Below are 25,674 nucleotides of genomic sequence, written 5' to 3'. Positions count from 1 at the left end.
ACTTCGGTCGAACTGCCGCTTTGTGGAACCGGACTTCTACATAGATCGGTGCCGACAATGGATCGATTGCGGGGCTTCGGCAGGGGCGCGCTGCTGATCGCGCTGGTGGTGCTCAGTACCCACGGCGCGCTGAGCCGCGACGATGGCCGCTACACCGATTCTCCGCTCAAGCCGTGGTTTGACAGCTTGCGCAGCCATCTCGGTCCCTGTTGTTCGGATGCCGATGGTGTCGCCGTCGCCGACCCCGACTGGGAATCGCACAACGGACACTATCGGGTGCGGCTCGAGGGGCAATGGGTCGAGGTGCCGGACGAGGCCGTGATCACCGAGCCAAACCTCGCCGGTCGCACCATGGTGTGGCCGGTCAAGACTGCATTCGGCATCTCGATTCGCTGCTTCATGCCGGGCAGCATGATCTGACAGCGTGATCTGAGCGATTGATCTGAAGGATTGTCGATCTTGGGCGAGGGGCGCGCTGCTCACGCGCCTTGCCGAATCTCGTCTTAGCGTGAGCGCTTCTTCTTTGACGACTTCCGCGTCTTCGATGTCTTCCTCGTGGTCTTCTTCTTCGGGACCTTCTTGCCCTTCTTGCGCGCCTTCGAGAGTCCGATTGCGATCGCCTGCTTGCGGCTCTTCACGCGTCCGCCACGACCGCCGCGGCCGCTCTTCGCGGTACCCTTCTTGTAGCGTCGCACCTCACTTTCGACGTCTTGGCCGGAGCTGCGCGAATAGCGCCGTTTCTTTGCCTTGCGTGCCATGAATGTCCTCCTTCGGCAGAGGGAGAACCGTTCGCGGCAGACATTGGTTCCGAAAGCGTGCGTAAAGCGTCTACAAGCGCAGCGGCCTAGAACGAATTCGCCAGCTCGATCTCCGCCTCCAGCGCGTGAATGCGTCGTGCGGCTTCGGCGAACGAGAGGTCCCGCGCATATTGTGCGGGCTGGTAGGCCTCTTCGCTCAGCCGTTTCAGCTTGAGCCCCTGAGCCCGCGTCATCTGCTCCGTGAGAAAGATCTTGGCGTCGTATTTACCTTGAAGCTGCATGTCCATTCTCCGTCCTGAATCGTGACTTGACTATATGTTCTTATTTTGTTCTAACAAGCCGTGGACAACAGAATTAATGAAATTCGACGTAAAATCAGTGCCTTGAGGCTGAAGATGGCCGATGTTGAGGCGTCCGTTCGCGAGCTCCTTAATCGCGATCGCGATTGCACTGAACGGGCGCTGGAGCAGATCGGCTTACGGCGGAAGATCAATCTCTTGATCAGCGAGTGGAAGGCGGCCGGCGGCGGAGATGTCTTGCCCGACCTTGCCAACCGAATGCGTCACCGCCCGATGAAGGATGGTAAAGCGGCACGCGCGATTGCGCGCCGTTGAGACTTTGGAGGCGCGCAATGGACGAAGACCCGGACACGTACCGGATTCTGAAACTGCGCGCGGAGATTCTCGAACTGGGCTCCGCTGTCCGCCAATTGCAGCGCGAGGGCCTGGACCATGCGGCGGCCCAGCTCCTGATCTCGCGCAAGCGGGCGCAGCTCGATCAGCTCGTCAAGACAAATCCCGAAAGGCGCCCGGCTTAACATCACGGACATCCGAAGCAGCTAAAGCGTGCGCGCAACGCGACACGTCGGAGTTCGCTGATGCCGGATGCCGAACTGACATCTCTGCTGCAGGCCGTTCTCGACGAGGTCTGCGCCGACGTACCGCTCTCCGCGATCGCGACGCGCGAGCGCGTCGCCGCGAAACTGCGCGAAGCCGTGCAAAGCGATCGTTGCTCGCCGGAGGATTTGAGGCAGGCCGGTCGGGATGCTCTGACCGCAGCGCCGACGATGTGGCGCTGAGAACTCCTGCACATCCATGTGCGCGCCCGATTGGGAACGATGGCTCCATCCGCGATTTCCAGCGCAGCGCCGCTTGAGATGCAGACCGGCTGATTGCTCAACGGGAAAGCCCCGCGTCATCGCGGGGCTTTTGCGTGTCTTTCCGGCAGGAGCTTACTTGGTGTTGCTCATGCCCTTGTTCGTCATGGTGCCGCCTTGGTCGGATCCAGGACCAGAACCGCCTTGGCCGGAGACGTCGCCACCCTTGGACTTCATGTTGGCGCCCGTCGTCTGCGATGACGTCGTCGACGATTGATGTTTGGCCTTGTGCGACTTGGCCTGCGCTGCGAACGGCGCGGCGGCGAGGCCGGTTGCCAACATCACGGCGAGAGCGAGCTTGGTCGTCTTCATGCGTGGGAACTCCCTGAGTTAGATTGACGCAGGCAGCCAACCTCCGCACTTCGCAAGAGTTCCGATCAAAGCGCGTTCGCACCCTCCACGTGCGCTTCAAAATTCCTTGTCCTCGACGAGAATGAACACGGCTCCCGTCAGGGCTGCGCCGATCGCAAATGTCGTCACCAGCGTGATGACGAAGCCGAAAATCGCCGGACTTCCACCATTGTTGAGCAGGGTGGCTACCGCTGGATTCGCCAGTATGAGGATCAGGCCAAAGAGCAGTCCCAGCGCGGCGCCCATCATCGCATGTGTCATCACCTTGATGGCACCGGTGGGGGAAATCAGGCCGGACGGCTTTTTCTTCGTGCGCATGGAACCGCCACCATGAACTGCATGGAAACGCGGCTGATGATCATGGAAACGCGGCTGATGATGGCGAGTTCCCGGCCGATGAACGAAATGTCACGCGAGGCTTCATCCGACGTTCATGCCGGGCTTGCGAGGATGTCCCGGAGAAAGAAAAGGGACATGTGATCATGGGAAAGGTGGTCTATCTGTATCGCTCGCTAGCCTATCGCAACGCGGCCGCCGAAATGCTGCGAAAGGCGCGCAAGCTGCCGCGTGGCGCGGAGCAGCGCGCGGCAAGGCGTTATGCGCAGGCGTTGCGCGATCTGGCCCAAACCGAAGCCTGGCTCGAAGGACGCGTCGCGGACGAACCGCGTCCGGTGCAGCGAATGAGGACGGCCGCCTCGCGCTAACCCGACGCGCGTTGAAGCTGGCCGGAGGGGGCCGCGTCGAGCTGCGCTGGTGAGGTCGACGTTGCAGCCCTCGGCGTCAGCGGTACCTCCAGCCGGCAGAGCAGTCCTTCGGCACGCCAATCGAATTGGGCATGTCCGCCGAGCTGGGATTCGACGCTGGCGAGCAGGCTCCGCGTGCCAAAGCCGCGAGATTTCGGCGTCCTGACCATTGGGCCACCGGATTCCTCCCAGGTCAATGAAAGGACGTCGTTTTCGACCTGCCAGCCGATCGCGAGCCGTCCCGAGCGTGTCGAGAGCGCGCCATACTTCGCTGAATTGGTGAACAGCTCATGCAGCGCCAGCGCCAGCGTCTGTGCGGTGGCAGGCAGCAACTGAACCTCGGGGCCCGCGAGCTTGATCTGCCCGCCGAGCGAGTAGGGCGCGAGCTCCTCCTCGATCAGCTTGGAGAGTTCGGCACCCTGCCAGCTCGACAGCGACAAAATGGTGTGCACGCGCGCCAGTGCATTGATGCGCCCCTCGACCGCGTTGACATAGGCCTTGACCTCGTCGGCGCGGGTGAGGCGCACGATCGACTGCGCCAGCGCCAGAGCATTCTTGGCGCGATGATCGACTTCCCGCGCCAGAAGATTCTGCCGCTCCTCGGCGAGCTTGCGCTCGGTAATGTCGACGGTGACGCCGCTCACGCGCACCACCCGGCCGCTTGCGTCGACCGTCGCGGCCGCCGTGCCGACGCACCAACGCACCTCGCCGTCGGGCCGGCTGACGCGGAACTCGCCCTCATAGGATCGCGCACCGGTGTTGAATGCAGAAATTGCCTGGCGGAACTGATCGACGTCATCGGGGTGGAGCAGGGCCTGGATGTTCGCCGAGCTGACGTTGAACGTCTCTGGCGTTACGCCGAAGATGCGGTACTGGCCTTCGTCCCACATCCAGTCGCCGTTGATCCAGTCCCAGTCCCAGGATCCCATCTTGCCGGCGGCTATGGCCATGCTGCGCCGCTGCTCGCTCTCGCGCAGCTTCGCGGTGGAGTTTTCCAGCTCGGCCGTGCGGGCGCGAACGCGGTCCTCGAGCTCCTGATTCAGCCGCTCGAGCTCGCGCGTCTTGCGGTAGAGCTCGGCAAATACCTTGATCTTGGCGCGCAGCACCTCCGGCACGACGGGCACCGGAACGTAGTCGACCGCACCCATCTCATAGCCGCGCAGCCGGTCGATGTCGGAGACCTGGATCGCCGAGATGAAGATCATCGCGGTCTTCTGAAAGCGCGGATGTTCCCGGATCATCGCGGCAAGCTCGAAGCCGTCGAGCTCAGGCATACAGACGTCGACCAGGATCACTGCGATCTCGGTCTTCAGTAGGACTTCCAGCGCCTCGCGGCCCGACGAGGCGATTACGAGGTTCTCACCGAGGTCCTTCAGGATCACCTCGTAGGCGAGCAGCTTGGCCGGCTGATCGTCGACGAGGAGGATGTTGACCTTTTCGTGGTCCATTCGCGGATCCCACTCAGCGATGCAGCCACATGCGGATCGCAAGCAGCAATTGATCAGTATTGACGGGTTTGGCGAGGTAGTCGGACGCGCCGGCTTCCAGGCATTTCTCGCGGTCGCCTTTCATCGCCTTTGCCGTGAGCGCGATGATCGGCACGCGGGAGAAGGCTGGGTTCTCGCGGATCACGCCGATGGTCTGATAGCCATCCATCTGCGGCATCATGATGTCCATCAGCACGATCGCGATCTCCGGGTTGGAATCGACCAGCGTCACCGCCTCGCTGCCGGTCGTCGCCGTCAGCACTTTCATGCCGCGCCGTTCGAGCACGCTCGACAGCGCGAAGATGTTGCGGGCATCGTCGTCGACGAGCAGCGCGGTCTTGCCGACCAGGTCCTCGTCGGAACTGTTCAGCTTCTCCAGCATGCGCTGCTTTTCGACCGGAAGTTCGGTGATGACGCGGTGAAGGAACAGCGCGGTCTCGTCGAGCAAGCGTTCCGGTGACTCCACGCCCTTGACCACGATGCTGCGCGCCATGGTGTGCAGTTCCGCATCCTCCTCCGCCGAGAGCTCGCGGCCGGTGAATACGACCACGGGGATGTTCGACAGCATTTGGTCGTTGCGGATCTCGTCCAGCACGTCGAAGCCGCTCATGTCGGGCAGCCGCAGGTCCAGCACCACGCAGTCGCAGGGCTGCTCGCGCAGCGTCGAGAGCGCGCCGGCGCCGGTGTCGGTCGCCACGATCTCAATGTCGTCGTGATGCAGGAGCTCGCGGATCGAGAGCTGCTCGGCCTCGTTGTCCTCGACGATCAGGAGCCGCTTGCGCCGCGGCCGTGCATATTCCTTGATCTGTGTCAGCGCGGCGGAGACGCCCTCGGTCGTCGTCGGCTTGTTGACGAAGGAGAAGGCGCCACGAGCCAGCGCATGCTGGCGGTCCTCGTCGAGCGTGATGATCTGCACCGGAATATGGCGCGTCAGAGGGTTGTGCTTGAGCTGGCTCAGCACCGTCCAGCCGAGCATGTCCGGCAGGAACACGTCGAGCGAGACGGCCGTCGGTTGGTACTGCTTGGCAAGCTCGAGCGCCTCGGCACCGCGGGCGGCGACCAGCACCTTGAAGCCCTTGTCGCGGGCGAGGTCGACCAGTACGCGCGCATAGTGCGGATCGTCCTCCACGATCAGCAGGATGGTATCGCCGGGCTCGAGATTGAGCCGGTCGTCGGGAAGCTGCTCGATGGCGCGCTGCTGCTCGGGCGCCGTCGGCTGCAACGCCGGCGGCTGGCTGTATTGTTGCGGTGCAGGCGCGGCAGCGCGCGGCGCCAGCGTCGGGCCAGAATATTTGAGCGGCAAATAGAGCGTGAAGGTCGAGCCCTTGCCGGGCGCGCTGCGCAGGTGGATCTCGCCGCCGAGCAGGCTTGCGAGCTCACGGCTGATCGCAAGGCCAAGGCCGGTGCCGCCGTATTTGCGGCTGGTGCCGGCATCGGCCTGCTGGAACGCCTCGAAGATCAGCTTTTGCTTCTCCAGCGGAATGCCGATGCCGCTATCGGTTACCTCGAACGCGATCACCGCCGGCGCGGCGTTCAACAAGGGATGATCCGTGCTCCAGCCGCCGAGTGCGCCGGCAACCTTCAGCCGCACGCCGCCTTCTGCCGTGAATTTGAAGGCGTTGGAGAGCAGGTTCTTCAAGACCTGCTGCAGGCGCTTGGAGTCGGTGACGATGCTGCGCGCGAGGTTCGAATCGACGTCGATGTTGAACGACAGGTTGCGGTTCTCCGCCTCGTGCCGGAACGGCCGCCCAACCGTCTCGAGCAGGTTCGCGGTGAGAATCTCCTCGGCCTCGACCGTCACCGTGCCGGACTCGATCTTGGAGAGGTCGAGAATGTCGCTGATGAGGTTGAGCAGATCGGTGCCGGCGCCGTGGATGGTGCGGGCGAATTCGACCTGCTTGGGTGAGAGATTGCCGTCCGGATTGTCGGTGAGCTGCTGGCCGAGGATCAGGATCGAGTTCAGCGGCGTGCGCAGCTCGTGGCTCATATTGGCGAGGAATTCGGACTTGTACTTCGATGTCAGCGCGAGCTCGGTCGCCTTTTCCTCGAGCGCGCGGCGGGCCTGCTCGATCTCCTGGTTCTTGCGCTCGACCTCGACGTTGCGCTCGGCGAGCTGCTGCGCCTTCTGCTCGAGCTGGTCGTTGGTCTGTTGCAGCTCGCGCTGCTGGGTCTGGAGTTCGCCGGCGAGCTGTTGAGACTGCTTGAGCAGACCTTCGGTCTGCATCGTCGCCTCGATCGAGTTGAGCACGATGCCGATGGAGTCGGTGAGCTGCTCCAGGAACGTCATCTGCGACGTCGTGAACGAGGTGAGCGAGGCAAGCTCGATCACGGCCTTGACCTGGCCCTCGAACAGCACCGGCAGCACGACGAGATTCTTCGGCGCGACGCGGAACAGCGCCGAGTTGATCGGCACCACGTCGGCGGGAATGTCAGCGACCAAGCGCGGCCGCTTGTCGAGTGCGCACTGGCCGATTAGGCCTTCGCCGAATTGCAACGCGCGTTGATACGGATAGACCCCGTCGCTGGCGTAGGAGGCGAGCAGCAGGAGCTGCGGATTGTCCTCGTTCTCGACCTGGTAGATCACGCCGGTATGCCCGTTCACCAGCGGCGACAGCTCGGTCAGCAGCAACCGGCCGACGGTGGTCAGGTCGCGCTGGCCTTGGAGCATGTTGGTGAATTTGGCGAGATTGGTCTTCAGCCAGTCCTGCTCGGTGTTCACGTCCGTCGTGAGACGAAGGTTCGTGATCATCGTGTTGATGTTGTCTTTCAGCTCCGCGACCTCGCCGCGGGCGTCGACCTGGATCGACCGTGTCAGGTCGCCCTTGGTCACTGCGGTCGCCACCTCCGCGATCGCGCGCACCTGCGAGGTGAGGTTGGCCGCGAGCAGGTTGACGTTGCCGGTGAGATCCTTCCAGGTGCCGGCGGCGCCGGGCACGTTGGCCTGACCGCCGAGCCGGCCTTCGACGCCGACCTCGCGCGCCACCGACGTCACCTGGTCGGCGAAGGTCGCGAGCGTTTCGGTCATGTTGTTGATGGTGTCGGCGAGTGCTGCGACTTCGCCCTTCGATTTCACCGTCAGGTTCTGCTTCAGGTCGCCGTTGGCTACCGCGGTCACGACCTTGACGATGCCACGCACCTGCTCGGTCAGGTTCGCCGCCATGAAGTTGACGGTGTCGGTCAGATCCTTCCAGGTGCCGGCAACGCCGGGCACCTGCGCCTGGCCGCCGAGCTTGCCCTCGGTGCCGACCTCGCGGGCAACGCGCGTCACTTCGCCGGCGAACGCATTGAGCTGGTCCACCATCGTGTTGATGGTGTTCTTCAGCTCGAGGATTTCACCCTTCACATCGACCGTGATCTTGCGAGACAAGTCGCCGCGTGCCACGGCGGTGGTGACCTCGGCGATGTTGCGGACCTGCGTGGTAAGATTCGCGGCGAGCAGGTTGACGTTGTCGGTGAGGTCCTTCCAGGTGCCGCCGACGCCGGGCACGACGGCCTGGCCGCCGAGGCGGCCTTCAGTGCCGACCTCGCGGGCGACGCGCGTCACTTCGGCGGCGAAGGAGCGGAGCTGCTCGACCATCGTGTTCAGCGTGTCCTTCAGCAGAAGGATTTCGCCGCGCACGTCCACGGTGATCTTCTTGGACAGGTCGCCGCCGGCGATCGCGGTCGCGACCTCGGCGATGTTGCGGACCTGGGCCGTCAAGTTCGAGGCCATGAAGTTCACGTTGTCGGTGAGGTCCTTCCAGGTGCCGGCGACGCCAGGCACCTCGGCCTGGCCGCCGAGCTTGCCTTCGGTACCGACCTCGCGGGCAACGCGCGTCACCTCGCCGGCAAAGCCGTTGAGCTGGTCCACCATCGTGTTGATGGTGTTCTTCAGCTCCAGGATTTCGCCGCGCACGTCGACGGTGATCTTGCGCGACAGGTCGCCGCGCGCCACGGCGGTCGTCACCTCGGCGATGTTGCGGACCTGGGCGGTGAGGTTGCCCGCCATCGAGTTCACGCTATCGGTGAGATCCTTCCAGGTGCCGGCGACGCCCGGCACGTTGGCTTGGCCGCCGAGACGACCCTCGGTGCCGACCTCGCGCGCCACGCGCGTCACCTCGCCTGCGAAGCGGTTGAGCTGGTCGACCATCGTGTTCAGCGTGTCCTTGAGCTGAAGGATTTCGCCGCGTACGTCCACGGTGATCTTGCGGGACAGGTCGCCGCCGGCGATCGCTGTTGCGACCTCGGCGATGTTGCGGACCTGGGCGGTGAGGTTGCCCGCCATCGAGTTCACGGAGTCGGTGAGGTCCTTCCAGGTGCCGGCGACGCCGGGCACCTCGGCCTGGCCGCCGAGCTTGCCTTCGGTGCCGACCTCGCGAGCAACGCGCGTCACTTCGCCGGCAAAAGCGTTGAGCTGGTCGACCATGGTGTTCAGCGTTTCCTTCAACTGAAGGATCTCGCCCGACACGTTCACGGTGATCTTCTTCGACAGGTCGCCCTTCGCCACGGCGGTCGCGACCTCGGCGATGTTGCGGACCTGGCCGGTCAGGTTCGAGGCCATCGAGTTGACCGAGTCGGTCAAGTCCTTCCAGGTGCCGGCGACGCCGCGCACCTGAGCCTGACCACCGAGCTTGCCTTCGGTGCCGACCTCGCGTGCGACGCGCGTGACTTCGCCGGCGAAGGCGTTGAGCTGGTCCACCATCGTGTTGATCGTGTCCTTCAGCTCCAGGATCTCGCCGCGCACGTCCACGGTGATCTTCTTGGAGAGGTCGCCGCCTGCGACTGCCGTCGTCACCTCGGCGATGTTGCGGACCTGCGCGGTGAGGTTCGAGGCCATCGAGTTGACGCTCTCGGTGAGGTCCTTCCAGGTGCCGGCAACGCCGAGCACGTTGGCCTGGCCGCCGAGCCGTCCGTCGGTGCCGACCTCACGCGCGACGCGCGTGACTTCGCCGGCAAAGGCGTTGAGCTGGTCGACCATCGTGTTCAGCGTTTCCTTCAACTGAAGGATTTCGCCCGACACGTTCACGGTGATCTTCTTGGAGAGGTCGCCGCCGGCGATCGCGGTGGCGACGTCGGCGATGTTGCGGACCTGGGCGGTCAGGTTCGACGCCATGAAATTGACGTTGTCGGTGAGGTCCTTCCAGGTGCCGGCGACGCCGGGAACCTGCGCCTGGCCGCCGAGCTTGCCTTCGGTGCCGACCTCGCGTGCGACGCGCGTGACTTCCGACGCGAACGAGTTGAGCTGGTCCACCATGGTATTGATGGTGTCCTTCAGCTCCAGGATCTCGCCGCGCACGTCGACGGTGATCTTGCGGGACAAGTCGCCGCGCGCCACGGCCGTGGTGACGTTGGCGATGTTGCGCACTTGCGCGGTCAGGTTGCCGCACATCGCGTTCACGGAGTCGGTGAGGTCCTTCCAGGTGCCGGCGACGCCGGGCACGATTGCCTGGCCGCCGAGCTTGCCGTCGGTGCCGACCTCACGCGCGACGCGCGTGACTTCGGAGGCGAAGGAGCGGAGCTGGTCCACCATCGTGTTGATGGCTTCCTTGAGCTGAAGAATCTCGCCGCGGACGTCGACGGTGATCTTCTTGGACAAGTCGCCGTTGGCGACCGCGATCGTCACCTCGGCGATGTTGCGAACCTGGTTGGTCAGGTTGTTCGCCATCGAGTTGACGCTCTCGGTCAGGTCCTTCCAGACGCCGGTCACTTCTGGCACCTGCGCCTGGCCGCCGAGCTTGCCTTCGGTGCCGACCTCGCGCGCCACGCGCGTCACCTCCGAGGTGAACACGCCGAGCTGCTTGATCATGGTGTTGACGATGGTCGCCGACTGCAAAAATTCGCCGCGCAGCGGGCGGCCTTCGACGTCGAGCTTGACGGTCTGTAGCAGGTCGCCTTGTGCAACCGCCGCGACCGCGCGCGTTACCTCGCGCGTCGGCCACAACAGGTCGTCGATGAGCGTGTTGACCGAACCTTCCATGTCGGCCCAGGAGCCGCTGGCGAGACCAAATTTCACGCGTTGGCGCGTCTTGCCTTCGCGCCCCACCACTTGCCCGACCAGTTCGAGCTGCTGCGCCATGCGCTGGTTGGCAGCAATGATTTCATTAAGAGTGTCGGCGATTTTGCCGTCGATGCCGAGATAGTCGCCGCTCATTCGCACCGAGAAATCGCCGCTGCGCACGGCCTGCAGCGCGAGCAGCAATTCCTGCCGAGAGTCGGGCTCCGAGGTGCCGTTGGACGTCCGTTTCGGGGTGCGACGACCGGACCGTGATGTAGCTCCGGGATCAAGGTCGCTCATTCTCAATTCCCCCCGCCGGTTACGTCGCCGAATCCGGTCCAGACGCAGTATCCGAAATAGAACGTCAGCCAAATTCCAAATCAAGCAGCAACCTTGCGTCGCAGGAAAATGGAACCTGCCTCGCTCAGCCCGGTGAAATTAACGGCTGTCCGCATAATTGGTTCCTTCCCGGTTCCAACAAAAATCGGCCCTCGGACCGGAGCCCGCCCGGGCTGCCGCGTTCGGAACGTAGGAACAGGGGCTGCTGTTAGCCCGCAAGATAAAGGGAGAGCTCGTATGAAAGCCGGATTTTCCGCTCTCGTCCTTACGTTGCTTGCCGCCGGATCGGTGCTCGCGCAGGGCACACCCAGCGGTCGCGGTGCCACGACCGGCGATCCCGCCGCCAGCTCTGCGACCCCGCGGGCGGAATCCCCGACCACCGGCGCAGTGACCAAGCCGAGTCGAAGCGGCAGCGGCACTTCGACGTCCGGCGGCAAGGATGACAATGCCGATCAGGGCCGGGACAAGATGCCCGAGACCGACCGTAGGATGCGGCCGGAGAGCCAGCAGCATCATCCGCAGGATAAATAGATCTGTTACTTGTCGGCCATGGTGCGCTCCGCGTCTTTTAGCTGCGAACGCAGGATCGGCAGGTGCTCGCGGGCGAAGATTGCAAGCGCAGTATTGTCGGGCGCCCGCAGATAGTGCTCGAGCAGGGCGAGGGCGGATTCATATTCAGGGATTTGGGCCGCGTAGAAACTTCTGACGTAGGCGGGTCCGTCTGAATTTTCGGGCGCGGCCAGGCTTGCACCGGCGAGCGTTGTCTTGCCGACGTGCGGCTCGGCGCCGATCGTCTGTTGAATGTCCTTCAGGGTCCTGTCGCGCTTGGTCGCCTCTTCGGCGCGCAGCGCAGCGAGATTTTTGACCTCTGCGTTGCCCTTCAGATCGGTACTCTCCAGGAGACCCTGCTGGAAGCGGCTGAATGCGTAGAGACCGCTGATGACGTCGGTTGCAGTCGGCGTGCGATCGCCGCGCATCCGCTCGCCGGTGCTGTCGGCGAACACCGCAGTGCTGAAGAACAGCAGGACTATCGCAAGGAGAATTCGCATGGATGTCTAATGACGCGTCTCGCGCGAAGTTCCCGCAAACGTTACGATCCGGTAAGACCCGTTGCGGAGCATGGGTTCCGTGCCCACGTGCTTTCCATGAAGCAATCCGACATTTTCAGAGATAACGCCGAGAACTGCCTGCATCTTGCCGAGCGTGCGGAAGGACAACCCGCCCATAAGCGCTATACGCGCATGGCGGAGGCCTGGATGGCGCTGGCCGAAGAGCAGGATTGGCTCGATGGCGAAATCCCGCCCGTGACGGTCCGCGTCCCCCGAAAGCAGGATGCCTGAGCGCTCTCGTTTTCGTGAATCTGCGTGTGAGACCGCGCACGGAGTGACGGCGACCAACCGACAATCATCGTGGAATGGTCGATCGCGTTGATTTTTCGACTCCAGAAGGAGGATTTCCTTATGGCTCCACGTCTGGCCCTTCTCTCCCTCGTTCTCGCCTTTGGCGTCTCGGTCGCCTTCGCGACGGTAACGACGGTCCGGCAGATGCATCTGGCGCATACGCCTGCGCCGGTGCACGCGGTGCATAGTTAGCGCGGCGAAGGGCGTGACCGGAACCTTCGACGCCCCGGCGCGTAGGGCGCTGCAAGAGATCAGCAGAGACGAGAGAGAACATCATGGCGCATTCCGACCACGGCATCGTCAAGGACAAGAGGGCGGAGGATCAGCCGCGCGATAAGCAGCGCGCACAGACTGTGCACAAGTCCGATCCAAAGGGTTCGCCGTCGCGCGAGGCGACACGCGATCCCAAGCTCAATGACAACAACAGGACACCGGGCTCAGGCATGTCGTCGGATGATTCGGGCGACGCGCCGACTGGCTAGTTGCGAGGAACAATTACGCGCATCAGGAGTCGACTGATTGCTTCCGGCTGTCATGCCCCCGGTGCTCCGGAAGCAATCTCCAAGGGCGGCCCTGGCACTCCCGGTGCCGGGGCCGTTTGGTTAAGCGCTCCTATTCGTGGGCTCCGTCTCAGGCGGACTCGTCGTTACTGTCGTGATCGCCATTGGCCGGCGTGTGTCCTTCGGGGCCTCGGCCGAACACCCCAAAATCACTCGACTTGGTGCCCGCCGCCGCATCGACGCTGGCGGCGGCAAGTCCGAACTTGAGCAACTCGCGGACGGCGGCCGCGCGGGTCGGCATGCGATGCTTGAACCGGAAGTCGTCGATGGCGGCCAGCTCGTCCGGCGAGAGCATGACCTGAAGACGGTCGGCGCGAAGATCGTTCATCGTCAATCACGCAAAATGTGCGGGTTGAGTGGTTTACTCAACCAACCAATTTGGCCGGAGTTCCACAGGATACGATAGCGATGCTAAATTAGTAAAAAATAAAAGGAAAATCAATAACTTAAGATATTGCAACACAGGAGAGGGGAGGTGCATCTTTTGGGGTAACGGGAGAGATGTGATGACGGAAGAAGTCAGGTTACCCCGCAAGCTTTCCGACGAACCGGAAGCGCCGAAGCCGCTACGTGAAAGCCATCGAAAGGTCATCGAGCAATTGGAGCGCTGGGCCAACAGTCCCGGTCTGCAGCCCCCGAGGACACGAGATGAGACAGCGGTCTGAGCCACACACATTCGAGCAGCGTCTTGACGCGCAGCGGCAACGGCTCGAGCGCAAGCTTGCGAGCCTGCCACTGGGGAAGGAGCGGGACGCCGCGGCGAGGCGGATCGAGCAGCTCCAGGCTGCGGCGGAGATGCATAAATTCCTGTCGCTACGGGGACAGGCGAGGGTTGTCCGCTGATCGGGACCAATGGTTCGATCGGCGCGGATGATGGGAGACGGTACGCAGTTTTCGCCTGAGCCACCAGGCCGTCACCGAAACCGCGGCCCAGGTCGACAGGGCGGCAACGAAGGCACCGGCGATGCTCGCCGTGACGGTGATGTGGAAAACAGCGGCAAATGCGACGAGACCGATACTGCCGAGGGCCGCACCCGCGGCATCGAGCGCCGCCGCCTTCTGTCCGCGGCGCCGTCCGCTGAGCCCGGCCTTCTCCTTCGCGCGCCGCTCATGGCTTTCGATCAATGTCGCGCTGGCACAGAAGATGGCGGGAAGCGCGAGGAACAGCCCGCCCACCGACACGCCGAACCGCGCGCCGACTGCACCGGCGAGGATCGTCGCCAGCCCACCGAGTACGAAGCGAGTGGCGTATTCGTACCAATGAGTCTGCTTCAGCGACGACGATGACAGCTTGACGAGCATCAGGCGGCGCCTCCGAAGCCGGCGAGCAGGCCGAAGGCGATCGCAAGCCACACGGCAAAGGCGGCGATGGTGGCGGGCAGCGCAGGGAGGCGAAATCGCATCAGCAACTGGCACACGACGCGGCAGTAGCAGGCGAGCGCCACGGCGCCATAGATCATGGTCCAGCTTTCGGCCGCCGCGTAGCCTGCGCCATGATGGACGACCGCGATGCCGAGCGTCGCCAACGCGACCGAGGGCGCCGCGCCGAGCAGGCCCGCGAAGCTCTTGGGTCTGAGCATATCGCCGAGGATCGCAAAAGCGGAGACAATCACGCCACCGGCGATGAAGCGTAAGAGATATTCGGTCATGGTCTTGCTCGCGGAATAGGGTGCTCGCGGCGCGGCCTCGTCAGCGTCCAGGGTCGCAGCAGCCTTTCGACGACGATGCCGAGTGCAAAGCCGGCGACCACGTCGCTCGTCCAGTGTGCGAGCAGCGTGACGCGCGTCAGCGAGAGCCCTACCGCAACGGTGCGGACCAGTCGGCGCGGTCCTGTTGGAAGCAGGCCGGCGGCAGAAGCGAGTGCACCCATGTGTACGGCATGACCGGAGGGAAATGCATCGCGGGATCGTCCGGAGAAGGGAACACCGCGCAAATGGGCACGAACCATCAGCCGGTCCGGCCTGGTCTGATCGAACACGGACTTCAGCACGTGCGGCAGCACCGTTGCCGCCAATGAAACCGTCAGGACGTGATTTGCAACGGGACGATCGTCTGGACGACGGAGCTGGGTGTAGAGCCAACCCGCTGCGGCCGACGCGAGCAGCACATGCTCGTCGGCGGCCCATGTCAGCGTCTGGGCGGTGCGCTCGAGCCTTGAGTTGGTGTGGTCCGCGATCTCATTCGCGATCACACTATCAATCCGAGTGGGTTTGACTGTTGCGAGCGCCATCGGTCTGCGGTCGGCGAAATATCCTCCATGACGATTTTGTAAACCCGGGAGACAATGATCGTTCCCAGGCGGGCGGGCTGCGTATTCGGCTTACCTGTTCGATTGGCCGACGGTCGGCGCCTTGCCAAGCTCCTTGGCCATGTCGAGGTGATGCTTCAGTGCCGGCAGCGTCTTGCCGGCCCAGTCCTTCAATTCGGCATTGTCGCCGCCCTTGGCGTAGCGGTCGAACAGCGAGACCGCGTCCTCGTGCGCGCTGACCTGATAGGAATCGTAGTCAGAGCTGAAATCCTTACCCGTCGCGCTCTTGAGCTTGTCGAGCTTGCTCTGGTGCGAGCTGTCGAGCGTCGTCGGCAGCGTTGCCTGGATCTTACCGTTGCCGATCAGGCCCTTTAGTTCGCTGCTGGTCTTGGTGTGGTCGGTCACCATCTGCTGTGCGAAGGATTTCTCCTGCGCATTGCCCTTCTGCTCGGCGAGCTTGCTCGACTCGATCTCGAAGACGTCGCTGATCGCGACCTCGTTGACGAAGTCGGTGGTGGTCGGCGCGACGCCGAGCGCCGAATTGACGCCAGTCTTTTCGCCGAGCGACTGGGCGAGCACCGGGCTGGCGAGAAGCACGCAGCTCAAGGCAATGATGGTTCGTTTCATGGCTCGATCCTTCCACGGGTCGGCGGCGCGGCCGCTCTGCGCCGCGCGATGTTTGCGGCGACCAACACGCACCGGAGGTCGATGTTCCAAACGCCTAGTCCGTCGGGTTGCGACCGGTGCGCGGGTTGATCGGATCGGTCGGCTTGCGCCGAAGTCCCTCGGGGAGAAACGGCTCGCTCGGCGAGGCCGTCGGCTCGGCACGCACGTCGGCATGGCGCTGTGCCCGCTCATGCGGCGTCTTGTTGTCGTTGAATTGCCGCTTCACGTCGACACCGTCGACGGGGTCGTTGACGCCATGCTGGATGTCGCGGAAATCGCTCATGGTTCACCTCACTTCTTTCTCGGATGCAGACGCTGAACGATGAAGTCGGAGACCGCCTGTGACATCGCGGGCGGCTCCCGATTTTCCGCCATTGAAATCAGAGAACCGCGCTTTCCCGGCGATGTTCCCGATCGCGCATGGAACCGGCTTTCGGAACGATCGCGCGTGTACCCGGTTGGTTCACACCAAGGCTGAGTGGAGAATCGAGATGATGGACCAAGGCGAACTGGACCGAAGCGAGACAGGCCGCTTGATCGGCAGCGACAAGGTCGAGGGAACATCGGTCTATGGCGCCGATCGCAACAAGATCGGTTCGATCGAACGCGTGATGATCGACAAGATCAGCGGCAAGGTGTCCTACGCCGTACTTGGCTTCGGCGGGTTTCTGGGGCTCGGCAATGATCACTATCCGTTGCCCTGGCAATCATTGAAATACGATCCCGAGCTCGGCGGCTACGTCACCGGAATCACCGCCAAAGCGCTGGAAGGCGCGCCGAAATACGGAGAGCGGAGCGACTGGAACTGGGGCGATGACGCTGCGCTGCGCGGCATCAACGCCTATTATGGTGTTCCGGTCGCATAGCGCTTGAGGGCTAAGTGCGAGGATCTGATGAGCAAGGAACGGCCCAACGACGATCCCCGGCAGCAGAACGACTGGGGATCGCACTCCCAGACGAATAAGCCCTGGGAGGAGAAGCCGGAGAAGGAGCAGAGGTCGAAAGCAAAACCGGACCTCGAAAAGTGGCATGAGAGCAAGACGCATTGACGCAAGGCGTCTTCATGGCATGAACAGCGCGGCACTCAGAGTGTCGCGCTTTTTTTGAGCAGCGCATTCACGAATGCCTGCGGTGCTCCAGACGTCGGAACGATGTTTTGGCGTTGCGGTTACGCCCCGGGGGCGCGAGCTTGGTTCAGCCCGGTTGGCGCCGGTTCAATCCCCGATAGAGGTGTTCACCGTGGATGCTCAAACCCGGGAGCATGGGCCGTCCGCGGAGCAGCCGCAGAGGACGAAGGAAGCTCCAAGGACTGTATCCGATAGATCCCGCGAGGGCGCAGACCGGTCGCAAGAGCAGGCGAAGACGCCATCGCTGCGCTACCGGCTTCGCGAGAATTGGCTGCTCGCCACGGTCGGCGCGATCGTTCTGCTTGCCGCGCTGGCGGGCGGTTTGGTCTACTGGCTCCAGATCCGCCACTATGAATCCACCGATGACGCCTTCGTCGCGGCGCGCAGCTTTTCCGTGGCCTCGAAGGTGGGCGGCTATGTGACCGATATCCCGGTCACGGACAACCAGCATGTCAATGCCGGTGATCTTCTGGCCAAGATCGATGAGCGCGACTACCGGATCGCCGTCGATCAGGCTGCGGCGCAGGTGGAGGTCTCGAAAGCGAACATCGCCAATGTCGAGGCGCAGATCGATTCACAACAGGAGCAGATCAAGCAGGCCAAGGCCCAGCTCGAACAGGCGCAGGCCCAGCTCCAGTTCTCCCAGGAAGAGTTTTCGCGCGCTGAAGACCTCGTCGAGAAGGGCGCCGGCACCGTACAGCGCCAGCAACAGACCCGCTCCGATCTTTTGGCGCAGCAGGCCAATACCGAGCGCGCGAAGACAGCGGTGACCGCGGCGGAAGTCGGCATCAAGACTCTTCAGGCCCAGCTCGAGGGCGTAAGAGCGCAGCTCCAGCAATCGCAGGCGCAGCTCGATCAGGCCAAGCTGAACCTGGAATATACCAGTATCGTCGCGGCGCAGTCCGGCCGCGTCGTCAAGCTCAGCGGCGCCAAGGGTACGTTCGTCGCGGCGGGGCAGAGCCTGATGATGTTCGTGCCCGACGAGGTCTGGATCGTCGCCAACTACAAGGAAACCCAGCTCGACGACATGCGGCCGGGCCAGCCGGTCGAGATCCGCATCGATGCCTATCCCGGGCACAAGCTGACGGGCCACGTGGAATCGGTGCAGCCCGGCTCGGGCACTGCGTTCAGCCTGCTGCCGGCGGAGAATGCCACAGGCAATTTCGTCAAGGTCGTACAGCGCGTGCCCGTGAAGATTGTGGTCGACAACTGGCCGGCCGACCTGCCGGTCGGTCCCGGCATGTCGGTCGTGCCCTGGACGAAGGTGCGATGACGGATATCTCGCAAGGCGGCGCGTCCGCCGGCGGCTGGTCGCCGGAGCGCTCGGCGGCCGGCGGGCACAATCCCTATCTGATCGCCTTCGTCGTCTCGATCGCGACCTTCATGGAGGTGCTCGACACCACGATCGCCAACGTCGCGCTGCGCCACATCGCGGGCGGGCTCGCCGTCGGTCTAGACGAGAGCACCTATGTCATCACCAGCTATCTCGTCGCCAACGCCATCGTGCTGTCGATCTCGGGGTGGCTTTCGACCGTGCTGGGGCGCAAACGCTTCTACATGATCTGCGTTGCGACCTTCTCGGTTGCTTCGTTGTTCTGCGGCCTTGCCTGGAATTTGCAGGCGCTGGTGTTGTTCCGCATTCTGCAGGGGCTGGGCGGCGGCGGAATGGCGACCAGCGAGCAGGCGATCCTCGCTGATTCGTTTCCGCCGCAAAAACGCGGTCAGGCGTTTGCGATCTATGGCGTCGCAGTCGTGGTCGCGCCGGTGATCGGTCCGACGCTCGGCGGCTGGATCACCGATACCTACTCCTGGCACTGGGTGTTTTTGATTAACGTGCCGATGGGCCTCGTCTCGCTGTTCCTGGTCGGCGCGCTGGTCAAGGAGCCGTCAGGCGCGGAAGAGGAGAGAGCGGAGCTGTTGAGCAGGGGGCTTCGGGTCGACTATGTCGGGTTCATTCTGGTTGCCATCGGCCTCGGTGCGCTCGAATTCGTCCTCGACGAAGGCCAACGCAATGATTGGTTTGGATCGAACATGATCCTGTCCTTTGCACTGCTTGCCGCTTTCTGCCTGCTCGCGTTGATCCCATGGGAGTTGATGCGGGATGATCCGATAATTGACATCCGCCTGCTCGGCAGGCGGCAGTTCGGAGCCTGTTTCCTGGTTATGCTCGCTACGTTTGCGGTGCTGATCTCAACGACGCAGCTATTGCCGCAGCTTTTGCAGACTGAGCTCGGCTATACCGCCATGCTCGCGGGATTGGTGCTGTCACCGAGCGGCGTCGTGACGATGATGTTGATGCCGGTGGCGGGACGACTGGTCACGATAGTGCAGCCGAAATATCTGATCATGTTCGGCGCTGCGGTTGCCGCAGTTTCCATGTGGCATTTGACCGGGCTAACCGGGGACATCACCTACGGCTATGCCGCGATGGCGCGGATCTATCTCGCGGTCGCTCTTCCCTTCCTGTTCCTTCCGGTGACGACGGCGTCCTATGACGGCTTGCCACCCGAGAAGACCAACCAGGCCTCCGCCCTGATCAATGTCGCGCGCAATATTGGCGGCTCGATGGGGGTTGCGCTGGCGCAGACGCTCTTGGCCCAACGCCAGCAATTCCATCAAAGCCGGCTGATCGAGCACGTCGCGCCGTCCGATATCGGCTACCAGCAGACCATCGACGCGATGACGCGCTTCTTCCAGGCGCAAGGCTCCAGCGCGACGGACGCCGCGTCGCAAGCGATCGCCTGGGTCGGCAAGACCTTGCAGCAGCAGGTCGACCTCCTCGCCTATATCGACGTGTTCTGGACACTCGCCATCATCGCTGCGCTGATGATCCCGACCGCCGCGGTGCTGCGCCCGATCGACCTGCACGCGCCGGCGCGGGGGCATTGAGGAAGCGGGCTGCAACGCCCGATGCTGATGCCGTTGCGTACTCGTGCATCAACAACGTCATCCTGGCGAAAGCCAGGACGACACCAGAAGATCTTAAAATTCCAACGTTCGGCGAAGCCCCAACATTGCTCAACCCGCCGCCCCCCTTCGTCCCGGCCCCGCATGCACATGCACCTGCTTGGCGTGCAGCACCTCGCCGCATTCGGAGCACACCATCACGGGATCGAACAGCTTGCCGCAGCCCTTGTGCTCGTGCAGCAGCGGGCGGCCGCGCTCGTCACCCATGTGGATGTCGCCCCAATGCACCATCGCCATGATGATCGGATAGAGGTCGAGTCCCTTTTGCGTGAGGATGTACTCGTAGCGCTTGGGCGCCTCCGAATAGGGGATGCGACGCAGGATACCGAAGCGGACCAGCTTCTTCAGCCGCTCCGAGAGCAAATGCCGCGTGATCTGGAGCGCGGACTGGAAACCCTCGAAACGGCGCACCCGCAGGAAGCACTCGCGCAGGATCAGAAGCGTCCAGCGGTCACCGACCACAGCGACGGTGCGGGCCAGCGAGCAGGGCTCTTCCTCGAGCGTGTCCCATTTCATGATCGGATATCTCCGGTGCGTGTTAGTCTGAAAAAGGAACTTATCTGAAGGATAAAGAGGATTTCTGGCGAACTCTAACATCCATGTTCGAAATTTGACAGTTCTATTTTAGAACTATAGTCTTCGATCAATCGCATCAGCCGCAGCTCCTAGACGAAGCGGCGGCATTCACCGGAGGAGCGACCTTGCCCAAGCGAAACGCCACAGCCGCCGTCATCGGCGCCGGCGACTACATCGGTGCCGAGATTGCCAAGAAGTTCGCCGCAGAGGGCTTTTCGATCTTCGCCGGCCGCCGCAACGGCGACAAGCTCGCGCCGCTGGTGAGGGATGTCGAGGCCGCCGGCGGCGAGATCCACGCTCGCTCGCTGGACGCGCGGAAGGAAGAGGAGATCATCTCCTTTCTCAACGATGCCGACAAGCATGCGCCCCTCGAGGTCTGCATCTTCAACGTCGGCGCCAACGTCAATTTCCCGATCCTCGACACCACCGAACGCGTATTCCGGAAAGTGTGGGAGATGGCCTGCTATTCCGGCTTTCTCGCCGGCCGCGAGGCAACGCGGTTGATGCTGCCGCGCGGCGGCGGCAACATCTTCTTCACCGGAGCCACCGCCTCCTTGCGCGGTGGTAGCGGCTTTGCCGCTTTCGCCAGCGCCAAGTTCGGCCTTCGTGCAGTGGCGCAGGCGATGGCGCGCGAATTGGGACCGAAGAACATTCACGTCGCCCATCTCATCATCGATTCCGGGGTCGACACCGAATGGGTGCGGCAGCGCAGGCTCGAGGCGCTCGGCCCCAACGCACTCGACAATCCCGACCTCCTGATGCCGCCGTCGTCGGTCGCGAACGCCTATTGGCAGCTCTATCAGCAGCCGAAAAGCGCCTGGACCTTCGAGATGGAGATCCGCCCCTTCGGAGAGAAATGGTGACCGCGGCGCAAAAGTCCGACTAGACTGTCACAAACGCGACCAGAACTCCGGGAGGCCAATACGTGAAGACTGCGATCACCGAACTGTTCGGCATCGAGCACCCCATCATCCAGGGCGGCATGCATTTCGTCGGCTTTGCGGAGCTTGCCTCCGCTGTCTCCAACGCCGGCGGGCTCGGCATCATCACCGGACTCACGCAGAAGACGCCGGAATTGCTCGCCAAGGAGATCGCGCGCTGCCGCGACATGACCGACAAGCCGTTCGGCGTGAACCTCACCTTCCTGCCGACCTTCGCGGCGCCGCCCTATCCGGAATATATCGCCGCCGTCGTCGAGGGCGGGGTCAAGATCGTGGAGACCGCGGGCCGCAGTCCCGAACAATACATGCCGGCGATGAAGGCGGCCGGCATCAAGGTCATCCACAAATGCACCTCGGTGCGCCACTCGCTCAAGGCCGAGCGGATCGGCTGTGATGCCGTCAGCGTCGATGGTTTCGAGTGCGGTGGTCATCCCGGTGAAGACGACATCCCGAACATGATTCTGCTGCCGCGCGCAGCAGAAGAGTTGAAGATCCCGTTCGTCGCCTCCGGCGGCATGGCCGACGGGCGCAGCCTCGTCGCCGCATTGTCGCTGGGCGCGGCCGGCATGAACATGGGCACGCGCTTCATCGCCACCAAGGAAGCACCGGTGCACCAGAACGTGAAGAACGCACTGGTCGCGGCCACCGAGCTCGACACCCGCCTGATCATGCGCGCGCTGCGCAACACCGAGCGTGTGCTGAAGAACGCCAATGTCGATCGCCTGCTCGAGATCGAGCGCGAGAAAGGCGATAAACTCAAGATCCACGACATCCACGATCAAGTCGCGGGCGTCTATCCAAAGATCATGATCGAGGGCGCGATGGATGCCGGCGCCTGGAGCTGCGGCATGGTCGCAGGGCTCATCCGTGACGTTCCCTCCTGCAAGGAACTCGTCGATCGCATCATGGACGAGGCGGAAACCATCATCCGCAACCGCCTGATGGGGTTCCTGGACGGGGCGGCTACCGCGCGAAAGGTCGCCTGATCCGTCCGTACAGTCTTAACCTTGGCGGCAATCGGTCGCTGGAATTGCCCGCGGCGCCTCCTAAATAGGGGTAAATTGCCCCTATAATCAGGTTTCAGGAGGCGTCCTTGGTCCTGAAAGGCGTTCGTTTTGCAGTTGTTGCCGCGCTCGCGTGGAGCAACATCTCGCGCGCCGACGAATACAAACCCGACGACTATCTGAGCCTCGATCTGTCCAAGGCCGTGCTGTCGCCGAAGCGGCTCGGACCGGAGACGCAGTTCGCGCCGGTCGCGCTCGAAGCGCGCGGCGGCAACGACGCGCAGGCGCGCGCCCGGCCGATGGACGTGCCGAAGAAGGTTGCGGCCGAGCGCGTGCACGTGCCGGCGCCGAAGCTCGCTCAGCCGAAGCTTGCTCACACGAGGAGCGCAGCGCCGCGCGGCGCCGCGCGTGCCAAGCTCGCGCATCGTCACGGCAATCCGCTCGACGCGCAGGCGATGGATACCCGCATCCAGACCTGGCCGTGCCGCTCCGGCGGCATCTGCAATTGGAAGCGCTAGTTGGTCCTGGAGCGTCATCCGCGCGTCGCAAAACCGTAGGCGCGGAGTCAAAAAACCGTAAGGATAGGAGTCAAGGAGCGCAGGCACCTTCCGTCGCGATTCGACGAAGGTCTCCTGAATGGCAACGCTCCGCGCCTCGCGCGCATGGACCCGGCGGCAGTTCCTGGTCCGCTCCACCTCCAGCCTCGCCATCACCTCGCTCGGCACGCTCGCGAAGCCCTATATCAGCCGCGCTGCCGACCGCCCGCAGATTGCGGGTGGCATCCAGTCCGGTGACGTGTCGGATGGCTCTGCCGTGGTCTGGGCGCGCGCCGACCGCCCCGCGCGCATGCAGGTCGAGTATTCGACCGTGGAAAGCTTCAGGACAATCATGGCGACCGCGTCAGGCGACGCGTTGCCGGATACCGATTTCACCTCGAGGCTTCTGCTGAGCGACCTGCCGCCAGGGCAGGACATCTTCTATCGCGTGCGCTTCGACGACATCGCGACCGGCGTTGCCGGCGAAGCCCGCATCGGCCATTTCCGCACCGCGCCGGCCGCGGGCCGGTCGATCTCGTTCGTGTGGTCGGGCGACACGGCGGGGCAGGGCTGGGGCATCGATATTTCGCGCGGCGGCTATCGCAGCTATCGCACCATGCTCGACAATCACCCGGACTTCTTCATCCACTCGGGCGATCACATCTACGCCGACTGCACCATTCCGTCCGAATTGAAGCTGCCGAATGGTGAGACCTGGCGCAACGTCGTCACCGAGGAAAAATCCGAGGTCGCGCACACGCTGGCGCAGTTTCGCGGCAACTACAAATACAATCACCTCGACGAGCATTTTCGCGCCTTCCACGCGCAGGTGCCGATGTTCGCGCAATGGGACGATCACGAGGTCACCAACGACTGGTCGCCGACCGGCAGCTACGATGACGCCGGCTTTGATGCCGACGGCACGCCGCGCCTGGTCGCGCGCGCCCGCCGCGCCTTCTTCGATTTCATGCCGATCCGCGGCATCGGCGCGCGGCAGGGCCGGATCTATCGCCGCATCGGTTACGGGCCGCTGCTCGACATCTTCATGATCGACATGCGCAGTTTTCGCGACGACACCTGGAACAGAGGCGACGACCATCGCGGCTGGATTCTTGGCGCCGAGCAGCTCGCGTGGCTGAAGCACGAGTTGGCTTCTTCGCGTGCGACCTGGAAGGTGATCGCGGCTGACCTGCCGATCGGCCTGATCAGCCTCGATGCGGTCGCTCTCGGCGATGGGCCACCTGACCGGCGCGAGCACGAGATCGCCGATCTGCTTGCGTCCATCAAACGCGCCGGCGTTCGCAACGTCGTCTGGCTCACGGCCGATATGCACTACACCGCGGCGCACTACTACGATCCGGGCAAGGCGCAATTCAGCGAATTCGAGCCGTTCTGGGAGTTCGTCTCCGGCCCGCTGCATGCCGGTACCTGGGCGCCGGGCGAGCTCGACAACACGTTTGGCCCGGTCGCGATGTACCAGAACGGATGCAGCGTAGCGCAGGGCGAGAACCTGGCGCCCTGCTTCGGACTCCAATTCTTCGGCCGCGTCGACATCGATGGCGATACCGCAGTGATGACCGTGACGCTGAAGGACGTCGACAACCGCGACCTCTGGTCGGTCGACATCGTGCCGCAGCCGCAAGCGCGTCCAGCCGTGCTGGCGCAGCATTCGTGAGGGACACGAATCGATCGCCCAAGCGTCACGGTCGGGCATAGCCGTCCGAAGGAGAGCGTCGCTTCCGCTCGCCTATGGCCCGGCCATCCACGCCTTATCGCCAAGGCGCGAAGAACGTGGATGCCCGGGACGAGCCCGGCCATGACGACGGGAAGCACCTAACCTGATCTTGATTGGCCGCCTCGCGGCTGCGGCGCTATGGTGTCGTCTCCCGCCATCTCCTTTCCATCACCGAAGAGTCTGCTCACGCGGCGCCGGCGCGCGTCTGGCGGGCTGAGTACGTCAGGAGCCTGTTCATGGACAATCTGAAGACCCAGGGCATCAGCATGCCCAAGCTCGGCCTCGGCACCTTCCGCATGCAGGGCGATGCCTGCCGCGCCGCGGTTGAGAGCGCGCTGTCGCTCGGCTATCGCCATATCGACACCGCGGAGATGTATGCAAATGAGGAGCCGATCGGCGCCGCGATCGCCGGCGCCCGCGTGCCGCGCGATGAGCTGCATGTCACAACCAAAGTCTGGCATGAAAATCTGACCCCCGACGCGATCCGCCGGGCCTTCGACGCCAGCCTGAAAAAACTCCGGCTCGACCATGTCGACCTCTACCTCGTGCATTGGCCGTCCAGCGCCGCGAACTGGGGCGCGGTGTTCGAAACGCTGATGAAGCTGAAGGAGGAAGGTCGTACGCGAGCCATTGGCGTCGCCAATTTCACCACTGCGCTGCTGAAGGCCGCCGTCGAGGACATCAGGGCCCCGATCGCCTGCAACCAGGTCGAATATCACGCGATGCTCGATCAATCGAAGGTGTTGGCCTATCTCGCAGCCAAGTCGATTCCGCTGGTTGCTTATTGCCCGCTGGCGCAGGGGCGCTTCGCGTCGGATCCGGTGCTGAGCGAGATCGGCGCCAAGCACAATGCGACCGCCGCGCAGGTGGCGCTGAAATGGCTGGTCGACCAGGACGGTGTCGCTGCGATCCCCAAGGCATCCCGGCGCGAGAGCCAAAAGGCCAATCTCGACGCGTTGAAAATCACGCTCGACGATGCCGACCGCCGAAAGATCGCCGCGCTGCCGAAGGACAGGCGCTGCGTCGATCCGGGCTTCGCACCGGCCTGGGACTAGGTTCGTCGGTTCCAGATGCGCAAAGAAATGGCCCCGCAAGGGGCCATTTCC

Annotated in this window: 33 protein-coding genes; 19 read left to right on the top strand and 14 right to left on the bottom strand. The window is 63.5% G+C overall.

Annotated features, from left to right (window positions below):
• Window positions 1–57: 57 nt before the first annotated feature.
• Entirely contained in the window at window positions 58–420 is a 363-nt protein-coding gene (locus MTX21_RS13950) for a hypothetical protein (RefSeq protein ID WP_280965377.1), read from the top strand.
• A gap of 83 nt (window positions 421–503) precedes the next feature.
• Here MTX21_RS13950 and MTX21_RS13945 read toward each other — a convergent pair whose 3' ends face one another.
• Entirely contained in the window at window positions 504–758 is a 255-nt protein-coding gene (locus MTX21_RS13945) for a DUF6496 domain-containing protein (RefSeq protein ID WP_280965376.1), read from the bottom strand.
• Between the two features lie 86 nt (window positions 759–844).
• Window positions 845–1,039 (bottom strand): DUF3072 domain-containing protein, encoded by a 195-nt coding sequence (locus tag MTX21_RS13940; protein WP_280965375.1) that lies wholly within the window; start codon window positions 1,037–1,039, stop codon window positions 845–847.
• A 114-nt stretch (window positions 1,040–1,153) separates the two neighbouring features.
• Here MTX21_RS13940 and MTX21_RS13935 point away from each other — a divergent pair, with 114 nt between their 5' ends.
• The 3 genes from MTX21_RS13935 to MTX21_RS13925 are packed head-to-tail and all read left to right on the top strand — an operon-like array spanning window position 1,154 to window position 1,836.
• Entirely contained in the window at window positions 1,154–1,372 is a 219-nt protein-coding gene (locus tag MTX21_RS13935; protein ID WP_280971047.1) for a hypothetical protein, read from the top strand.
• Window positions 1,373–1,389: 17 nt separating this feature from the next.
• Window positions 1,390–1,575, top strand: a complete 186-nt coding sequence (locus tag MTX21_RS13930; protein ID WP_280965374.1) for a hypothetical protein — start codon at window positions 1,390–1,392, stop codon at window positions 1,573–1,575.
• A 60-nt stretch (window positions 1,576–1,635) separates the two neighbouring features.
• Window positions 1,636–1,836, top strand: a complete 201-nt coding sequence (locus MTX21_RS13925; RefSeq protein WP_280965373.1) for a hypothetical protein — start codon at window positions 1,636–1,638, stop codon at window positions 1,834–1,836.
• A gap of 153 nt (window positions 1,837–1,989) precedes the next feature.
• Here MTX21_RS13925 and MTX21_RS13920 read toward each other — a convergent pair whose 3' ends face one another.
• Together MTX21_RS13920 and MTX21_RS13915 are read right to left on the bottom strand one after the other, a co-directional pair.
• On the bottom strand, window positions 1,990–2,226 hold the full coding sequence (locus tag MTX21_RS13920) for a hypothetical protein (protein WP_280965372.1): 237 nt from the start codon (window positions 2,224–2,226) through the stop codon (window positions 1,990–1,992).
• Between the two features lie 96 nt (window positions 2,227–2,322).
• Window positions 2,323–2,583, bottom strand: coding sequence for a hypothetical protein (locus MTX21_RS13915; RefSeq protein WP_280965371.1), 261 nt, complete (start codon window positions 2,581–2,583; stop codon window positions 2,323–2,325).
• Window positions 2,584–2,747: 164 nt separating this feature from the next.
• Between MTX21_RS13915 and MTX21_RS13910 the strand changes: the two genes are divergently transcribed.
• The gene (locus MTX21_RS13910) at window positions 2,748–2,969 is read left to right on the top strand and encodes a hypothetical protein (RefSeq protein ID WP_280965370.1); all 222 of its coding nucleotides are present in this window, start codon (window positions 2,748–2,750) and stop codon (window positions 2,967–2,969) included.
• Here the strand turns inward: MTX21_RS13910 and MTX21_RS13905 are convergent.
• Both MTX21_RS13905 and MTX21_RS13900 read right to left on the bottom strand, forming a co-directional pair.
• Window positions 2,966–4,456 carry an HWE histidine kinase domain-containing protein gene (locus MTX21_RS13905; RefSeq protein WP_280965369.1) on the bottom strand — a complete coding sequence of 497 codons (1,491 nt, stop codon included), beginning with the start codon at window positions 4,454–4,456 and terminating at the stop codon, window positions 2,966–2,968. The two genes, MTX21_RS13910 and MTX21_RS13905, sit on opposite strands and share 4 nt — an antisense overlap.
• Window positions 4,457–4,469: 13 nt before the next feature.
• Window positions 4,470–10,769, bottom strand: coding sequence for a HAMP domain-containing protein (locus MTX21_RS13900; RefSeq protein ID WP_280965368.1), 6,300 nt, complete (start codon window positions 10,767–10,769; stop codon window positions 4,470–4,472).
• 276 nt (window positions 10,770–11,045) lie between these two features.
• Here MTX21_RS13900 and MTX21_RS13895 point away from each other — a divergent pair, with 276 nt between their 5' ends.
• A complete protein-coding gene (locus tag MTX21_RS13895) occupies window positions 11,046–11,339 on the top strand; it encodes a hypothetical protein (protein WP_280965367.1) in 294 nt (97 codons plus the stop codon).
• A 5-nt stretch (window positions 11,340–11,344) separates the two neighbouring features.
• Here MTX21_RS13895 and MTX21_RS13890 read toward each other — a convergent pair whose 3' ends face one another.
• Window positions 11,345–11,857 (bottom strand): DUF4142 domain-containing protein, encoded by a 513-nt coding sequence (locus MTX21_RS13890; protein ID WP_280965366.1) that lies wholly within the window; start codon window positions 11,855–11,857, stop codon window positions 11,345–11,347.
• Between the two features lie 96 nt (window positions 11,858–11,953).
• On the opposite strand from MTX21_RS13890, the gene MTX21_RS13885 reads away from it, so the two are divergent.
• The 3 genes from MTX21_RS13885 (at window position 11,954) to MTX21_RS13875 (ending at window position 12,690) form a co-directional block, all read left to right on the top strand.
• Window positions 11,954–12,148: a hypothetical protein gene (locus MTX21_RS13885; protein WP_280971046.1), complete on the top strand. Its 195-nt coding sequence runs from the start codon at window positions 11,954–11,956 to the stop codon at window positions 12,146–12,148.
• A 120-nt stretch (window positions 12,149–12,268) separates the two neighbouring features.
• Window positions 12,269–12,400, top strand: coding sequence for a hypothetical protein (locus MTX21_RS13880; RefSeq protein WP_280965365.1), 132 nt, complete (start codon window positions 12,269–12,271; stop codon window positions 12,398–12,400).
• 83 nt (window positions 12,401–12,483) lie between these two features.
• Window positions 12,484–12,690: a hypothetical protein gene (locus tag MTX21_RS13875; RefSeq protein ID WP_280965364.1), complete on the top strand. Its 207-nt coding sequence runs from the start codon at window positions 12,484–12,486 to the stop codon at window positions 12,688–12,690.
• Window positions 12,691–12,838: 148 nt separating this feature from the next.
• Here MTX21_RS13875 and MTX21_RS13870 read toward each other — a convergent pair whose 3' ends face one another.
• Window positions 12,839–13,096, bottom strand: coding sequence for a hypothetical protein (locus tag MTX21_RS13870; protein ID WP_280965362.1), 258 nt, complete (start codon window positions 13,094–13,096; stop codon window positions 12,839–12,841).
• Window positions 13,097–13,416: 320 nt separating this feature from the next.
• On the opposite strand from MTX21_RS13870, the gene MTX21_RS13865 reads away from it, so the two are divergent.
• A complete protein-coding gene (locus MTX21_RS13865; RefSeq protein WP_280965361.1) occupies window positions 13,417–13,611 on the top strand; it encodes a hypothetical protein in 195 nt (64 codons plus the stop codon).
• Here MTX21_RS13865 and MTX21_RS13860 read toward each other — a convergent pair.
• The 5 genes from MTX21_RS13860 to MTX21_RS13840 form a co-directional block, all read right to left on the bottom strand.
• Complete coding sequence (locus tag MTX21_RS13860; protein ID WP_280965360.1) at window positions 13,582–14,070, bottom strand: hypothetical protein; 489 nt, start codon at window positions 14,068–14,070, stop codon at window positions 13,582–13,584. The two genes, MTX21_RS13865 and MTX21_RS13860, sit on opposite strands and share 30 nt — an antisense overlap.
• Entirely contained in the window at window positions 14,070–14,417 is a 348-nt protein-coding gene (locus tag MTX21_RS13855; RefSeq protein WP_280965359.1) for a DUF3147 family protein, read from the bottom strand. The genes MTX21_RS13860 and MTX21_RS13855 overlap by 1 nt, the downstream gene beginning before the upstream one ends.
• On the bottom strand, window positions 14,414–14,998 hold the full coding sequence (locus tag MTX21_RS13850) for a phosphatase PAP2 family protein (RefSeq protein ID WP_280965358.1): 585 nt from the start codon (window positions 14,996–14,998) through the stop codon (window positions 14,414–14,416). The genes MTX21_RS13855 and MTX21_RS13850 overlap by 4 nt, the downstream gene beginning before the upstream one ends.
• A gap of 90 nt (window positions 14,999–15,088) precedes the next feature.
• A complete protein-coding gene (locus tag MTX21_RS13845; RefSeq protein ID WP_280965357.1) occupies window positions 15,089–15,643 on the bottom strand; it encodes a DUF4142 domain-containing protein in 555 nt (184 codons plus the stop codon).
• 94 nt (window positions 15,644–15,737) lie between these two features.
• Complete coding sequence (locus tag MTX21_RS13840; RefSeq protein ID WP_063705953.1) at window positions 15,738–15,965, bottom strand: hypothetical protein; 228 nt, start codon at window positions 15,963–15,965, stop codon at window positions 15,738–15,740.
• 208 nt (window positions 15,966–16,173) lie between these two features.
• On the opposite strand from MTX21_RS13840, the gene MTX21_RS13835 reads away from it, so the two are divergent.
• The 4 genes from MTX21_RS13835 (at window position 16,174) to MTX21_RS13820 (ending at window position 19,698) form a co-directional block, all read left to right on the top strand.
• Complete coding sequence (locus MTX21_RS13835) at window positions 16,174–16,548, top strand: PRC-barrel domain-containing protein (RefSeq protein WP_280965356.1); 375 nt, start codon at window positions 16,174–16,176, stop codon at window positions 16,546–16,548.
• 27 nt (window positions 16,549–16,575) lie between these two features.
• Entirely contained in the window at window positions 16,576–16,731 is a 156-nt protein-coding gene (locus MTX21_RS13830) for a hypothetical protein (RefSeq protein ID WP_280965355.1), read from the top strand.
• A gap of 190 nt (window positions 16,732–16,921) precedes the next feature.
• On the top strand, window positions 16,922–18,082 hold the full coding sequence (locus MTX21_RS13825; RefSeq protein WP_280965354.1) for an HlyD family secretion protein: 1,161 nt from the start codon (window positions 16,922–16,924) through the stop codon (window positions 18,080–18,082).
• On the top strand, window positions 18,079–19,698 hold the full coding sequence (locus tag MTX21_RS13820) for a DHA2 family efflux MFS transporter permease subunit (RefSeq protein WP_280965353.1): 1,620 nt from the start codon (window positions 18,079–18,081) through the stop codon (window positions 19,696–19,698). Before MTX21_RS13825 ends, MTX21_RS13820 begins: the two co-directional genes overlap by 4 nt.
• 129 nt (window positions 19,699–19,827) lie before the next feature.
• Here MTX21_RS13820 and MTX21_RS13815 read toward each other — a convergent pair whose 3' ends face one another.
• Complete coding sequence (locus tag MTX21_RS13815) at window positions 19,828–20,292, bottom strand: helix-turn-helix domain-containing protein (protein ID WP_280965352.1); 465 nt, start codon at window positions 20,290–20,292, stop codon at window positions 19,828–19,830.
• Window positions 20,293–20,477: 185 nt separating this feature from the next.
• Here MTX21_RS13815 and MTX21_RS13810 point away from each other — a divergent pair, with 185 nt between their 5' ends.
• The 5 genes from MTX21_RS13810 (at window position 20,478) to MTX21_RS13790 (ending at window position 25,623) form a co-directional block, all read left to right on the top strand.
• Complete coding sequence (locus tag MTX21_RS13810) at window positions 20,478–21,215, top strand: SDR family oxidoreductase (protein ID WP_280965351.1); 738 nt, start codon at window positions 20,478–20,480, stop codon at window positions 21,213–21,215.
• A 62-nt stretch (window positions 21,216–21,277) separates the two neighbouring features.
• On the top strand, window positions 21,278–22,279 hold the full coding sequence (locus tag MTX21_RS13805) for a nitronate monooxygenase family protein (protein WP_280965350.1): 1,002 nt from the start codon (window positions 21,278–21,280) through the stop codon (window positions 22,277–22,279).
• 107 nt (window positions 22,280–22,386) lie between these two features.
• On the top strand, window positions 22,387–22,815 hold the full coding sequence (locus MTX21_RS13800; RefSeq protein ID WP_280965349.1) for a hypothetical protein: 429 nt from the start codon (window positions 22,387–22,389) through the stop codon (window positions 22,813–22,815).
• Window positions 22,816–22,933: 118 nt separating this feature from the next.
• Window positions 22,934–24,508 (top strand): alkaline phosphatase D family protein, encoded by a 1,575-nt coding sequence (locus tag MTX21_RS13795; RefSeq protein ID WP_280965348.1) that lies wholly within the window; start codon window positions 22,934–22,936, stop codon window positions 24,506–24,508.
• Window positions 24,509–24,804: 296 nt separating this feature from the next.
• Window positions 24,805–25,623, top strand: coding sequence for an aldo/keto reductase (locus MTX21_RS13790; RefSeq protein ID WP_280965347.1), 819 nt, complete (start codon window positions 24,805–24,807; stop codon window positions 25,621–25,623).
• Window positions 25,624–25,674: the final 51 nt, after the last annotated feature.

This window comes from Bradyrhizobium sp. ISRA430 (genome assembly GCF_029909975.1).
GTDB lineage: Bacteria > Pseudomonadota > Alphaproteobacteria > Rhizobiales > Xanthobacteraceae > Bradyrhizobium.
The sequence above is the reverse complement of the archived record's forward strand: the minus strand, read 5'-3'. Positions and strand labels throughout refer to the sequence as shown.

Bases quoted from the DNA above. Each gene is read 5' to 3' on its own strand.
- MTX21_RS13950 (WP_280965377.1), top strand. From the start codon at position 58: ATGGATCGATTGCGGGGCTTCGGCAGGGGCGCGCTGCTGATCGCGCTG.
- MTX21_RS13945 (WP_280965376.1), bottom strand. From the start codon at position 758: ATGGCACGCAAGGCAAAGAAACGGCGCTATTCGCGCAGCTCCGGCCAA.
- MTX21_RS13940 (WP_280965375.1), bottom strand. From the start codon at position 1,039: ATGCAGCTTCAAGGTAAATACGACGCCAAGATCTTTCTCACGGAGCAG.
- MTX21_RS13935 (WP_280971047.1), top strand. From the start codon at position 1,154: ATGGCCGATGTTGAGGCGTCCGTTCGCGAGCTCCTTAATCGCGATCGC.
- MTX21_RS13930 (WP_280965374.1), top strand. From the start codon at position 1,390: ATGGACGAAGACCCGGACACGTACCGGATTCTGAAACTGCGCGCGGAG.
- MTX21_RS13925 (WP_280965373.1), top strand. From the start codon at position 1,636: ATGCCGGATGCCGAACTGACATCTCTGCTGCAGGCCGTTCTCGACGAG.
- MTX21_RS13920 (WP_280965372.1), bottom strand. From the start codon at position 2,226: ATGAAGACGACCAAGCTCGCTCTCGCCGTGATGTTGGCAACCGGCCTC.
- MTX21_RS13915 (WP_280965371.1), bottom strand. From the start codon at position 2,583: ATGCGCACGAAGAAAAAGCCGTCCGGCCTGATTTCCCCCACCGGTGCC.
- MTX21_RS13910 (WP_280965370.1), top strand. From the start codon at position 2,748: ATGGGAAAGGTGGTCTATCTGTATCGCTCGCTAGCCTATCGCAACGCG.
- MTX21_RS13905 (WP_280965369.1), bottom strand. From the start codon at position 4,456: ATGGACCACGAAAAGGTCAACATCCTCCTCGTCGACGATCAGCCGGCC.
- MTX21_RS13900 (WP_280965368.1), bottom strand. From the start codon at position 10,769: ATGAGCGACCTTGATCCCGGAGCTACATCACGGTCCGGTCGTCGCACC.
- MTX21_RS13895 (WP_280965367.1), top strand. From the start codon at position 11,046: ATGAAAGCCGGATTTTCCGCTCTCGTCCTTACGTTGCTTGCCGCCGGA.
- MTX21_RS13890 (WP_280965366.1), bottom strand. From the start codon at position 11,857: ATGCGAATTCTCCTTGCGATAGTCCTGCTGTTCTTCAGCACTGCGGTG.
- MTX21_RS13885 (WP_280971046.1), top strand. From the start codon at position 11,954: ATGAAGCAATCCGACATTTTCAGAGATAACGCCGAGAACTGCCTGCAT.
- MTX21_RS13880 (WP_280965365.1), top strand. From the start codon at position 12,269: ATGGCTCCACGTCTGGCCCTTCTCTCCCTCGTTCTCGCCTTTGGCGTC.
- MTX21_RS13875 (WP_280965364.1), top strand. From the start codon at position 12,484: ATGGCGCATTCCGACCACGGCATCGTCAAGGACAAGAGGGCGGAGGAT.
- MTX21_RS13870 (WP_280965362.1), bottom strand. From the start codon at position 13,096: ATGAACGATCTTCGCGCCGACCGTCTTCAGGTCATGCTCTCGCCGGAC.
- MTX21_RS13865 (WP_280965361.1), top strand. From the start codon at position 13,417: ATGAGACAGCGGTCTGAGCCACACACATTCGAGCAGCGTCTTGACGCG.
- MTX21_RS13860 (WP_280965360.1), bottom strand. From the start codon at position 14,070: ATGCTCGTCAAGCTGTCATCGTCGTCGCTGAAGCAGACTCATTGGTAC.
- MTX21_RS13855 (WP_280965359.1), bottom strand. From the start codon at position 14,417: ATGACCGAATATCTCTTACGCTTCATCGCCGGTGGCGTGATTGTCTCC.
- MTX21_RS13850 (WP_280965358.1), bottom strand. From the start codon at position 14,998: ATGGCGCTCGCAACAGTCAAACCCACTCGGATTGATAGTGTGATCGCG.
- MTX21_RS13845 (WP_280965357.1), bottom strand. From the start codon at position 15,643: ATGAAACGAACCATCATTGCCTTGAGCTGCGTGCTTCTCGCCAGCCCG.
- MTX21_RS13840 (WP_063705953.1), bottom strand. From the start codon at position 15,965: ATGAGCGATTTCCGCGACATCCAGCATGGCGTCAACGACCCCGTCGAC.
- MTX21_RS13835 (WP_280965356.1), top strand. From the start codon at position 16,174: ATGATGGACCAAGGCGAACTGGACCGAAGCGAGACAGGCCGCTTGATC.
- MTX21_RS13830 (WP_280965355.1), top strand. From the start codon at position 16,576: ATGAGCAAGGAACGGCCCAACGACGATCCCCGGCAGCAGAACGACTGG.
- MTX21_RS13820 (WP_280965353.1), top strand. From the start codon at position 18,079: ATGACGGATATCTCGCAAGGCGGCGCGTCCGCCGGCGGCTGGTCGCCG.
- MTX21_RS13815 (WP_280965352.1), bottom strand. From the start codon at position 20,292: ATGAAATGGGACACGCTCGAGGAAGAGCCCTGCTCGCTGGCCCGCACC.
- MTX21_RS13795 (WP_280965348.1), top strand. From the start codon at position 22,934: ATGGCAACGCTCCGCGCCTCGCGCGCATGGACCCGGCGGCAGTTCCTG.
- MTX21_RS13790 (WP_280965347.1), top strand. From the start codon at position 24,805: ATGGACAATCTGAAGACCCAGGGCATCAGCATGCCCAAGCTCGGCCTC.